This is a genomic window from Desulfobacula sp., assembly GCF_014237455.1.
Classification (GTDB): Bacteria; Desulfobacterota; Desulfobacteria; order Desulfobacterales; family Desulfobacteraceae; genus Desulfobacula.
This window is the reverse complement of sequence record NZ_JABZFL010000009.1, coordinates 1-11,691: the sequence shown is the minus strand read 5'-3', so window position 1 is coordinate 11,691 and position 11,691 is coordinate 1. Positions and strand designations below refer to the sequence as shown.

General features: G+C 39.1%; 11 protein-coding genes. 6 read left to right on the top strand and 5 right to left on the bottom strand.

The genetic code is table 11. The features are described 5' to 3' along the window. Window positions 1-74: 74 nt before the first annotated feature. From HGJ91_RS01800 to HGJ91_RS01775, 6 genes are read left to right on the top strand one after another with little or no spacing between them, the layout of a single operon-like run. Window positions 75-629 (top strand): DapH/DapD/GlmU-related protein, encoded by a 555-nt coding sequence (locus tag HGJ91_RS01800; protein ID WP_291345975.1) that lies wholly within the window; start codon window positions 75-77, stop codon window positions 627-629. A 10-nt stretch (window positions 630-639) separates the two neighbouring features. Beyond that, on the top strand, window positions 640-1,554 hold the full coding sequence (locus tag HGJ91_RS01795; protein WP_291345974.1) for a lysylphosphatidylglycerol synthase transmembrane domain-containing protein: 915 nt from the start codon (window positions 640-642) through the stop codon (window positions 1,552-1,554). A gap of 40 nt (window positions 1,555-1,594) precedes the next feature. Beyond that, entirely contained in the window at window positions 1,595-2,560 is a 966-nt protein-coding gene (locus HGJ91_RS01790) for a Gfo/Idh/MocA family oxidoreductase (protein WP_291345973.1), read from the top strand. Window positions 2,561-2,570: 10 nt separating this feature from the next. Continuing rightward, a complete protein-coding gene (locus tag HGJ91_RS01785) occupies window positions 2,571-3,233 on the top strand; it encodes an acyltransferase (RefSeq protein ID WP_291345972.1) in 663 nt (220 codons plus the stop codon). A gap of 6 nt (window positions 3,234-3,239) precedes the next feature. Beyond that, entirely contained in the window at window positions 3,240-4,370 is a 1,131-nt protein-coding gene (locus tag HGJ91_RS01780; protein ID WP_291345971.1) for a DegT/DnrJ/EryC1/StrS aminotransferase family protein, read from the top strand. A 48-nt stretch (window positions 4,371-4,418) separates the two neighbouring features. Beyond that, on the top strand, window positions 4,419-5,369 hold the full coding sequence (locus HGJ91_RS01775; protein ID WP_291345970.1) for a glycosyltransferase family 2 protein: 951 nt from the start codon (window positions 4,419-4,421) through the stop codon (window positions 5,367-5,369). 5 nt (window positions 5,370-5,374) lie between these two features. On the opposite strand, the gene HGJ91_RS01770 is transcribed toward HGJ91_RS01775, so the two are convergent. From HGJ91_RS01770 to HGJ91_RS01750, 5 genes are read right to left on the bottom strand one after another with little or no spacing between them, the layout of a single operon-like run. After that, window positions 5,375-9,028: a PilC/PilY family type IV pilus protein gene (locus tag HGJ91_RS01770; protein WP_291345969.1), complete on the bottom strand. Its 3,654-nt coding sequence runs from the start codon at window positions 9,026-9,028 to the stop codon at window positions 5,375-5,377. Window positions 9,029-9,080: 52 nt separating this feature from the next. Beyond that, a complete protein-coding gene (locus HGJ91_RS01765; protein WP_291345968.1) occupies window positions 9,081-9,599 on the bottom strand; it encodes a PilX N-terminal domain-containing pilus assembly protein in 519 nt (172 codons plus the stop codon). A 1-nt stretch (window position 9,600) separates the two neighbouring features. Further along, window positions 9,601-10,023, bottom strand: coding sequence for a prepilin-type N-terminal cleavage/methylation domain-containing protein (locus HGJ91_RS01760; RefSeq protein ID WP_291345967.1), 423 nt, complete (start codon window positions 10,021-10,023; stop codon window positions 9,601-9,603). 15 nt (window positions 10,024-10,038) lie between these two features. Further along, the gene (locus tag HGJ91_RS01755) at window positions 10,039-10,641 is read right to left on the bottom strand and encodes a PilW family protein (protein WP_291345966.1); all 603 of its coding nucleotides are present in this window, start codon (window positions 10,639-10,641) and stop codon (window positions 10,039-10,041) included. A 5-nt stretch (window positions 10,642-10,646) separates the two neighbouring features. After that, entirely contained in the window at window positions 10,647-11,228 is a 582-nt protein-coding gene (locus HGJ91_RS01750) for a GspH/FimT family pseudopilin (RefSeq protein WP_291345965.1), read from the bottom strand. Window positions 11,229-11,691 lie beyond the last annotated feature (463 nt).

Genomic DNA, 11,691 nt, shown 5'->3' with positions numbered 1-11,691 from the left:
TTGAGGTAGATGTGGTCAGCTTCGGCTATATCTCTGATAAAAAATGGGAAACTTCAGTTTTTATGATACAAGATATGGAAAAATTAAAAAATAGAGTTGAACGATTATCATTTATATTTTCTTGGGTCAGATTGTTTTATCCAAAAGCTAAAGGGATTCCTCTTTTGTTCATCCTTTATTTATTTGTTCCCCAAAAAATTTTTAGATTTAATGGCTCAGTACCTTGGCCGGTCCACTTTACCTCCAGAATACTTTTTCATAAAAATATTAAAGTTGGAAATAATAGTGCTCCCGGTATGACGGCAAACGGATATGTGCAAGCCAGAAACGGTATACAAATCGGCAGCAATCTCAGGATGGGACCAGGTGTCGGATTGATAAGCGCCAATCACAAAGAAGATGATTATGATATCCATTTGAAGGCACCCCCGATAATTATCGGAGATAATGTGTGGATAGGAATGAATTCAGTGGTTCTTTCAGGTGTAACCATAGGCAGTAACGTGGTGATTGGTGCAAATTCACTTGTAACAAAAAATATTCCTTCAAATGTTGTAGCTGTTGGGAATCCATGTCGAGTGATTAGGGAAAAGAAGTGTTATAAAGGTATCGACTATACAAGGTTATAGAAAGAAAAAAGTGCATCAGAAATATTTAAAAATTTTGTCGGTTCTTCTTTTATTTATTGTTGTGTGGTTCGTTTTTTATAACTGGAACGATATTTTAAATGTATATTTTGAACTCAATATTTACTGGGCCTTTATTGGTTTTGGATGTTATGTTATCAGCTATATTTTTAGGGGCGTTCGGTTGAAGCTATTGATTGGTTTAAAAATTGAATTTTTTAATGAAGCATTGCATTTTTCAGTCCTACACGGATTTTTTTCATATCTTCTGCCATTGCGGGCAGGTGATGTCTCTTTGCCGGTTCTGCTAAAAGCCACGGGTAAAATTGATCTAAAGGAGGGGATTGGAGCGCTGGTGCGACTAAGAATTTTGGATCTTTCCATGGTGGGGATCTTCACAGCCATGGGGGCCTTTTCCGGTGCAAGGGCAATCTCTTCAGCGGTTCAAATCATATGGTTTATATCTGGTATTGCATTGACATTTTCTTGGTTGATTCTTAAAAAAATTGGAAAAATTGGCGATTATTTAATAAAAAAAATTTTTCAATCGAAATTTGATATTACAACGATTTTAAAAATTAATTCTAAAGAAATTTTTATTACTTTTTTTATCTGGATGAGTGTGTATGCTTGTCAATATTGTATGATTAGATCCATTGGGCTTGATTTAAAATTATCCGAAGTAGTTTTTCTTTCTGCAATTCAATTTCCTTTGCAGATGCTTCCCGTTCAGGGGCTTGCCAACAGTGGAAATCATGAAGGGGGATGGGTTTCATCGTTGCTATTGATGGGATTTAGTGCGCAGGAATCAATGAAATATGCGATTGCCTCCCACGGAGTTTTGATCATTTATGTTGCATTGTTAGGTCTGCTTGCTATGATAACAGGAAATCGAAAGATTGTTTCTTTTTTTAAAAGTCAGAGTTAAAAATTTAAGTTGAATTTTTATTTGAAAGAGTGGTGATGATTTGAGCAAAAATTTTGCCTTGATAGGATCGGCCGGATATGTCGCACCAAAACATATGAAAGCAATCAAAGATACTGGCAATACGCTGGTCGCAGCATTGGATAAAAGTGATTCAGTGGGTATCCTTGACAGTTTTTCCTATGATATTTCTTTTTTTACCGAATTTGAGAGGTTTGACAGGCATGCTGAAAAGCTGAGAAGGTCTACTGAAATGGGGAAAATAGACTATGTCAGTATCTGCTCTCCCAATTATCTGCACGATGCCCATATACGATTTGCCCTTAGAATCGGGGCGGATGCAATCTGCGAGAAACCTCTGGTTTTAAATTCATGGAATCTTGATGCAATAAAACTTATGGAAGAAGAAACCGGTAAAAAAGTGTATAATGTCCTCCAATTGAGAGTTCATCCTTCCATCATTGAACTGAAAAATAAACTAGATGCTGCCGGTAAAGAAAAAAAATATGATATAGATCTGACTTATATTACCTCCCGGGGGAAATGGTATTTTAATTCATGGAAGGGTGATATTGCAAAATCAGGTGGTATAGCCACCAATATCGGCATACATTTTTTTGATATGCTGATCTGGCTGTTTGGTAATGTCCGGTATCAGGAAGTCCATATAGCGAAATCAAAGAAAATGGCAGGGTTTATTGAGCTTGACAAGGCAAATGTGCGCTGGTTTTTATCTGCAGACAATAATGATTTGCCAAAAGAAACCCGGCAGAATTCCATCCCGACATTCAGGTCCATAAAAATTGACGGGGATGAAATTGAATTTTCCGGAGGGTTTGCCGATCTTCATACTCTGGTATATAAAGATATTCTTGAGGGAAGGGGATATGGCATTGAAGATGCCAGGCCATCTCTTAATCTGGTTTCCTCTATACGAAATACAAAGCCCGGCATTGAAAATAAAGGCATCGTTCACCCGTTTGTTATGCAAAAAATAAATAAGGCTTAGGTATATGGGTATGGAAAAATATTTTGTTCACACCACTTCATATGTGGATGAAGGAGCAAAAATCGGTCAGGGAACAAAAATCTGGCATTTTTCACATATTCTTTCCGGGGCGCTAGTCGGCAGCAATTGTACCCTGGGTCAGAATGTGTGCATTTCCGGAGATGTCATCATCGGTAATAATGTAAAAATTCAAAACAATGTTTCTGTTTATGATGGAGTTTGCATTGAAGATGATGTTTTTCTTGGACCATCCTGTGTATTGACAAATGTTACAAATCCAAGAGCGGAAATATCCAGAAAAAATCTGTACGAAAAGACTTTAATTAAAAGAGGATCAACAATAGGTGCAAATGCGACAATCGTCTGCGGTGTAACAATAGGCCGGTATGCATTTGTTGCAGCAGGCGCTGTTGTGACAGGTGATGTCCCTGACTATACTATGGTCCAGGGTGTCCCTGCCAGGCAGACAGGTTGGATATCCAGGCATGGCCACAAACTTGAAAAAAAGGATAGCAATAAATTTTATATTTGCCCTGAAAGTGGATTAAAGTACAGGGAAATAGCAGAAAAAAGATTAATTTGTGTTGATATAGAAGAAAATCAGAGTTTGTCAAAAAATATGAAGACTGGCAAAATGGATTATAAATATTATAAAAAATTAAAAAAAGTTTGATCAGTTATGGAAACAATAGAGTTTGTTGATTTAAAGACCCAGGCATCAGTGATTGGTACTGATATCAAACGTTCAATTGATCGGGTTATCTCCCATGGAAGATTTATTATGGGATCTGAAGTCTATGAGCTTGAAGAAAAACTTTCGGATTTTACAGGTGCCAAACATGTTGTTTCGTGCTCCAGCGGCACGGATGCATTGCTAATGGCGTTAATGGCCATTGGTATCGGACCTGGCGATGCTGTTTTTACATCTCCTTTTACCTTTATTGCCACTGCTGAAGTCATCGGTCTTCTGGGTGCTGTCCCGGTTTTTGTTGATATCGATAAAGATACCTTTAATCTTGATCCTGTTAAGCTGGAACAAGCTGTTAAGAATTTTAATAAAGGCGATAATACGGGATTAACACCAAAATGTGTCATTCCAGTTGATATATTCGGGCTGCCGGCTGACTATCAAACAATTAATAAGATTGCCCATAAATATAATCTCAGGGTTATTGAAGATGCGGCTCAAAGCCTTGGTGCAAAAGTAGGTAATAATATGGCCTGTAATCTAACACATGCGGCAACCACAAGTTTTTTTCCGACAAAGCCCCTGGGTTGCTATGGGGACGGTGGTGCTATATTTACTAATGATAGCGATTTGAATGAAAAATTGATTTCCATTCGAGTTCATGGGAAGGGTCAGCATAAATATGATAATGTCCGAATGGGAATTAATGGCAGGATGGATACACTACAGGCAGCTGTTCTTATCCAAAAATTGAAAATTTTTAAGGGTGAGCTTAGAAAACGGGATAGGATTGCCCGAAAATATAGGGAAAGGTTAAACGGATGGATTCAATTCCAGAAGATTCAGGACAAGTATACAAGTGCATGGGCCCAGTTTTCTTTTCTTTCCAAAGATCGTAGGAAAATTATAACAAAGCTTAAAATAAACAAGATTCCCTATGCGATTTACTATCCAAAACCGCTTCATCTACAGAAGGCTTTTTCTATGTTGAAATACAAGAAGGGTGATTTCCCGGTTGCAGAAAAGGTTGCTGACACTATTTTAAGTATTCCAATGCACCCCTATCTTTCAGATGAACATATAGATTTTATAACCCAAACTATTGTGAGTGCTGTTAATTAATTTCAATACAGATCGTGATGAACAACGTGCTTTTTAAACGGAGAAGTTATGTATAAAAATAAAACAGTCTGTGTGGTCATCCCCTGCTATAATGAAGAGACCCAGATAGAAAAAGTTATCACAACCATGCCTGAACATGTGGATCATATGGTTGTTGTTGATGATCTCAGCAAAGATAGAACCGTTGAAAAAATAAAAAAAATGCAGGAGAATAACAAAAAGGTTGTCCTGATTGAGCATAAAACAAATCAAGGGGTTGGCGGTGCCATAGCAAGCGGTTATAAGTGGGCCAGGGATAATGAAATGGATATGGCGGTTGTCATGGCAGGTGACGGGCAGATGAACCCGGATGATCTTCCCGCACTTCTTGATCCGGTTGCAGATGGAATAGCAGATTACTCTAAAGGGAACCGATTGTTTACAGGAGAGGCTTTCAGTAAAATTCCAACCATCAGATATTTTGGGAATGGTTTCCTGTCTCTTTTGACCAAAATAGCATCAGGGTACTGGAATATTGCAGATTCACAGTCCGGGTATACGGTTATAAACAAAAAGGCTTTAAAAGCCATTGACTGGGATTTGATGTATAAGCGATATGGACAGCCCAACGATGTCCTGGTAAAGCTGAATGTGGAAAATTTTAAAGTCGCTGACGTGCCTGTTGAACCGGTTTATAATGTTGGTGAAAAATCAGGAATTAAGATCCATAAAGTTATTTTTACGATTGGGTGGCTTCTTACAAAATTATTTTTCTGGAGAATGAAAGAAAAATATATTATCAGGGATTTTCATCCGCTTGTTTTTTTCTATTTTCTGGGCTTTGGTTTCGGAATATGCACTGTTTTATTGTTTTTAAGAGTTTTTGTCATGTGGTATCTTACAGGACATATCCCGGCTGTGAATGCTCTGGCCGCAATGTTTTCCTTTATGAGTTCAAGCCAGTTTTCTTTATTTGCCATGTGGTTTGATATGGAAGCCAATAAAGATCTTAAAGTCTGATTTGATTAATTGAACAATTCTTTCCACCACAGATAAAAGAAGTTTTTAGGCGGTGCGAGTGGATCTACGGCAACAATACCCGCTTCAATGGATTCACTGTCATCATCAACCTCAGTACTTGCTACTGAAATAAAAAGTTTTTGGTCCTCTTCGTTAATTACCATTACAGGTTTTGAAGGGATACCACCACCAAGTGACGTATATCGTTCAAGATCAGCAACACCGTCTTCATCGGAATCAGCGCCGGAAAACGATAAAACAGGTTCCCCGGTTTTGTAATTTAAGGCATATAACCGGCTTTCACCGCCTGGCAAACAAGGATCATCATTTGGAATATATGATGTAATATAAAAGGTTTTATAAAAAACAGTACCCAGTGAAAGTATTTTTTCTCCAGCCGGGTCAAGATTAATATACCACCCTTTATCCACGGACAAGTTTGTATCAACATCACCATCCTCATCATCAAGATTTGGAGGGTTCGAACTGGCAAGGGTAACATCAACCAGGTCGTCTTTTATAAGAGTAGAGGCTGAATGTGAATCCATAAAGCTGTATATGGTATCTGTATCAGGATCAGCAGTAGCATCCACGCAGGGATCTTCCCTGTCCCCGCTGCCGATCAAAATGAGATCATACCCTTTTTCCAGGGTTACACTCGGAGGATAAAAGAATTTTTGCTGGTAAGTAGAATTGTCTGTTTCAAATATGACCTGGGCAGTCCAGTTATTTATATCCTCGGTGCATTCTGGAAAATCGGGAGAGCAATTTCCTATTCTCCATATCTGACCTCCCATGTCCCCCACGTAGATTTTTTCCACGAATCCGTTATCATTTTCATCAACTGGTTTTACTGTGCTTGGTATGCTGTAGACCATGGAAGAATTGTCTGCTTCAGCCCACTTTTTAACCACTGATCCATCAGAGATATCAATGGCAATAACAGCGTCCCCGGAGGAATTATCAGAGCTGTATCCGCCGCCGACAAACATGACATTTGTTCCGGTTGTATCCGAGTCAGAAGTTTTAACAACCCCAAACTGGGGTTCAGACCAGGTGTTACCCAGTTCAGATATGGTTGTTTCATCAACAATCCACATGAATTCAGGGTTATCAGGATCAGTAATATCAAGGGCAAAATAACTTGTGCCGCCACTTCGCAGGCCGCAGACAAGAACCACCTGATCATCTGTCGGATTTACCTTTCCATCATTATTAGCATCTATAAAATATATTTGAGGGCTGGAATCCACATAAAACTGATGACTATACCCTTCAATCATTTCTTTTAAACGGCTAAGCAGAACAGGGGGTATAAAACCCCATGCCTCGGTGCCATAATTAATTTCATCATCTATCGTGTTCAGGTCAGGGTCTTCCTGGTCATATACCGCATGGAGCATGCCGTCATTTGAACCGAAAAACACATATGTTTTTGAACTGGAGTCGGCAGCAGACTGATATTCAAAAACAGCAGGCTCGCTGTGCAGGACATCGCCGGTAAACAGGTCTCTATTTTCATCAATATGAGTGTCCCCATCTTCATCAAGCGCATCAGCACCCCTTATGTAATTGATGATAGTAGGCACTCCATTTATAATAGAGTTGCCAAGAACAGACAGAGTCAGACCAGCATTGGAGTCTTTGAAACTATTTGAAGAGTGGGTCAAGTCAGTGCTGGTACCCATATAAGTATAAATTTTTCTATCAGAATTTTCTATATAATTACAACCTTCACCCGTGCAATCAGGCCATGTATAATTAGCATTTGACCAGTTTTTAGTGGACCAATAGGGGACGGCATCTTCTTTTAGAGCACCGTTGGGGTAGGTTGCCGGAACACCGTTTTTATCTACTATCTGAAGCATTGAATCAATGCCGAATTTTAAGACATCTCCTTCCCAGAAGTTTGTTTCACCCGGTTTGAACAAAGCCAGATAAATACGGTTTCCACTAAGCGTTCGAGTAACCGGGACTACCGGTGCAGTAAATGTGCTGGTATTGTCTAATATGGAATTTACGGCTGTAAGGATTGCGCTGCTCAGGCCGGCAGATGAATCAGCTGTGAAATGATATTTACCATAATCCTCATCTGTGGTGTCATAAAGGTTGGTAAGCCCGTTCCCATTGTTACTGGTGTTGATCAGAAAAAGATTGCTTTCCCTGGTGGCCATGACACCCACCGTATACGTATAGACCCTTTGAAAACCATCAACGTAACCAATCATATCAGTTGAGTACATAAAGTGCGAAACATCATCCAGCCAGGTTGAACCCTCAAAATTGAAAGGGATGGCAAAAATTGTATTATCCGCCTGGACATTTCCTTCACCAATTCCTGCATTATCATTATCCAAATCACTAAAGTCACTGGGCAGGGTACAACCATCACATAGATTAGCAGCATCCCAGGTCTGGTCTTTTGAAGAAAGACCGGGAGATACAACAATCGTATACTGGTCCTGGCACCAGTACTCCCCACTAATTCCTGAAGACGAGGAATTGTAAAATTCCCCAATGGAGACAAGTCCCTCAGCAAGGGGGGAATAATCCACGGTTCCCATATTGTTGATATTATTTACATAGGCCGGATCAAGAACATTGTTATCAGAATTTGCTTCATCCACTAAAGATACGACCTCTCCCAGAGGCTGGACACTGGAAGCACCTTCTGTGGTTGATACAAAATTAAAAATACCAAATTTTGCCTTGTTTGCCGTGGTTTTAGCCACAGACATCAGGGCTTGTTTGGCGTAATAAAATCGGCTTTTTCCAGAAAGATCACTGCCGGTTCCATTATAAAGAGGGGCTCCCTCCCCATCTTCTGAAAAAAAGAGCCAGTTCATATAATTTTTTGAGTACCTGAGTCTTGTTGCCTTGTCTATTATGTTTAAACCGGTATCCGGATCTATCACACCTGCAGCATCGGGTTGAACCGGCAGGGTCACTGTTTTTCCGTTTATTGTCCAGGTATTTTCATATCCAATGTCAGCCTGTAGGCCGGTTGAATAAAGATCAGGCAATAAAGTGGTCAAAATTTTGACAAGATACCAGATTCCGCCATGTTCTACGGCAGCATACCCATTATCATTAAAAAAACCATTGGGTTCAGTAGCCGGGTCAACACTTGGGACAACCACTGGTTCAATGATCTGAGAAATTTCTCCCGTGGCAATATTGTTTTTGTTCTGATATCTTTGGACAGTCTCTCCCACCGCAAAAGCACCTGATATGGAATCAATTTCCAGTTCAAGGGAACTCCCGATATAAGTTTTATATACAACATTGGCGCTTGCACCCGAGGTCAGGCCTTCTATGTCTGACCCTTCGGCAAATAGAAAATTAGTTTCATCAACATCTGTTAATATAAGGGTCCAGTTGTTTGAAGCTGCAGGAGGTATGCCTGAATCTGATGAATCCAGGACATCCCAGGCACTTGCGACATCCGGTGTGTAATTGGTTTCAGCTTGATAATCAGCATGCCACGTGACCTGCTCCATTTCAGCACCATTGTCAAGCAGGAACACTATATTGGGTCCTATTTCATTGGTAGTTATGCTGAACATGCATGTATCGTCAGCAAAGACAGCGTCGGAACAAACAAAAGAAAACAAGAAGAAAATAATATAAATATTTTTATAAGTTGTTAGGATTTTCATGATTTTTCTCCTTATTTGTCCATAAAATTGCATACCTGATAAAAATACTAAGTCAGAACCCAATCCTGTAGAAACCTGCTTCAATTGAACGGTCAGTGCTACGGGGTCCGTATCCATTAGCTGTTATAGTATATTTATGAGATTTGTAACTGCCGACGTCATACCCTGATCCTCTCGGGGGTTGTGCTGATCCGTCATAAACAACCCTTCCGTCAAAGGACTGTATTGAATTAATCATCACCTTTTCTTCGTCGGGCTCATCTATACTGCTGTCACTATCATTGTCCAATCCATCAGCACTAGGAAAATCAATTCCTGATCCCACGGTTACATTGTTCGCATGGTATAATTGAGTGTTAGGCGGAACAAATTCTTTTGCAGCTTCTGCCGCATAGAAAGAAATTTTATAATACATATCGTTTTGAGCTATTGCCTGTTCGGTTGTAGTGGTCGTCACGGAAGAGATGCCTATAATTGTGAGAAGTAAAAGCACAATGATTGCGTAAATAATTGTTGAACCCTCTTCATTCGTTAACGGAGTAAAAAGCCAGGTTGAATATTTTTTATTCATGCTAATTTATCTCCGATTTAATTTGTTCAATGGTAAAACTCTTATTAGAATTGATGCCGGTATGAGTAGCCGTAATCGTTATTGTTTTATTACCTTGGACAGGGGTATCATCTGATACTTCCCACACAAGGGTATACCCGGCCGGAGCAACGCCAGTGTGTGATCCTTCGGTCAAATCATCATGATCATATGACCGGAGCAGGAGCAATTCTATTTGATCAGTCGCCTGTACCACAGTATCAGTGAGCATCCTTGCGGTTGCATTTCCTTTGATCGCCATTATCTGCATTTGCGCAACACCAAGGATTCCAATTGAGAAGATGGCCATTGCAATAAGAACTTCAATAAGCGTGAAGCCTTTGGAAGATAATTTTTGAGTATAACCGAGCAATGAATATCCCGGGCTATTTTTTTTTATATTCATTATTACCTTTCCTGTCTATAGTCCAAGGTTACGAAATTTAACGATTGTTGTCAGTGTACGATCAGTGTTTAACGATCTTTCATTGGCATCGGTTGTGACTTGAATTTCGATTTGAACCGCCCTGATATCATCAATAACAGCTGTAGAATTACCATCTATATCCAGGTAGACAAATTGCAAATTTGAAATATTTTCGGCTATAGGACCGCCAGAGCCCTGAATTTTAGAATCATTCAAATAATAATATACTGTTTTTTTAACCGGCGTGTCGGCCTCATCATCGCGTGGTTCAACATATTCAAACTCTAATCGATTAGCAATGCCGGTGCTCCCGGTGCCTGCTTCTGTAATCCCGATATCCTCAAAATCATTGTATTGATCAAATCCTGCCATTCTTATCTCGGTCATCATCATATAAAGCGCAACCCTAATAGTTTGCTGCATTTCCACTGCCTGGTTCTGGGCAGTGTGAATTTTTTGCTGGTTGGTATAAAATGTAACAATTCCAGCTAAGATAATTCCTGAAATTGCCATGGTTATTAAAAGTTCTATCAGCGTGAACCCCTTATCCTTTATATTTAATTTCAATCCACTCATTTTTGTAAAATAGTTCACCATTAGTATTAGATCCAGCCACTCCCTTTCCAGATTTTTGTGGTAATAATTCCGGTAGAATTCGTTCCAATTGCATAAACTAGCTTTCCTTTGCTGTTGGTAAGATAAACATACCCTGATTTACCAGTTCCCCTTGAATTAAATGTGACATTTTCGGAAACATAACTGACATTATGTGCGCCAAAGCCTGATCCAACAGGCGTGGCCAAAGTTCCATGTCCGTAAGTCACGCCACTTTTATAATCGGTAAAACTAATTATTTTATAGATTGTATTGTCTCCACTACCAGTTAAATCATTTGTCCCGGACCAGTTATCATCTGCCCCCTTGTCTGAGCAGACAAAGTAACGGTTGTTGGTTGTATCAAATACAATAGCCCAGTCACTATTGGACTTAACAGCTCTCAGTTTTGCAAATTGCATATCACCAAACAGCCCTCTCTCGGCATTTCGCAATCTGTAATCAGGCAGCCAACCAATAATGTTGGGAATAGCAATACCTGACATGATGCCTATAATTGCAATAGCAACCATCAGTTCTATCAATGTAAAACCTGTTTTGAAGTTTTTAGAACAATTTTTTCTTAGCATATTATTAATCTTTAGTTTTGGTTAATATACGATGCAAGATTCATGCAAGGCTATAATTATAGTAAAAATTTATAAAAGAGTCTATATTAAGTAAAAATTCAGTTTTGAAGGTAGCCAAAATTGACTAAATTTGTCAAATTATAGCAAATTTTGACACATAAATATAATCCCAGCATCTCTGTCTCACATGGCACTTGTTTAAATACTAAATTTGAAAATTAAAAAAATGGCAGAAAAATCGATAAAATCAAAAGTTTGACATTTAGGACAAATCGTTTTAGAAGATATTAGTTTTAAAGAAATTTTAACCCCTTGACTTTTAGGAGGAAAAATGAAAGCAAACTCTAATATCAGGTCTGTTGTAAATGTTGTTGTCATTGTGTTGCTGGCATTTTTTATTTCCGGGTGTTTCGGCCTTGGCTCGTCATCAAAATCGGAAGAAGATCCATCTGTTGATCAGCCC

Bases quoted from the DNA above. Each gene is read 5' to 3' on its own strand.
- HGJ91_RS01755 (WP_291345966.1), bottom strand. From the start codon at position 10,641: ATGGTGAACTATTTTACAAAAATGAGTGGATTGAAATTAAATATAAAG.
- HGJ91_RS01750 (WP_291345965.1), bottom strand. From the start codon at position 11,228: ATGCTAAGAAAAAATTGTTCTAAAAACTTCAAAACAGGTTTTACATTG.
- HGJ91_RS01760 (WP_291345967.1), bottom strand. From the start codon at position 10,023: ATGAATATAAAAAAAAATAGCCCGGGATATTCATTGCTCGGTTATACT.
- HGJ91_RS01770 (WP_291345969.1), bottom strand. From the start codon at position 9,028: ATGAAAATCCTAACAACTTATAAAAATATTTATATTATTTTCTTCTTG.
- HGJ91_RS01800 (WP_291345975.1), top strand. From the start codon at position 75: ATGGAAAAATTAAAAAATAGAGTTGAACGATTATCATTTATATTTTCT.
- HGJ91_RS01785 (WP_291345972.1), top strand. From the start codon at position 2,571: ATGGAAAAATATTTTGTTCACACCACTTCATATGTGGATGAAGGAGCA.
- HGJ91_RS01765 (WP_291345968.1), bottom strand. From the start codon at position 9,599: ATGAATAAAAAATATTCAACCTGGCTTTTTACTCCGTTAACGAATGAA.
- HGJ91_RS01775 (WP_291345970.1), top strand. From the start codon at position 4,419: ATGTATAAAAATAAAACAGTCTGTGTGGTCATCCCCTGCTATAATGAA.
- HGJ91_RS01780 (WP_291345971.1), top strand. From the start codon at position 3,240: ATGGAAACAATAGAGTTTGTTGATTTAAAGACCCAGGCATCAGTGATT.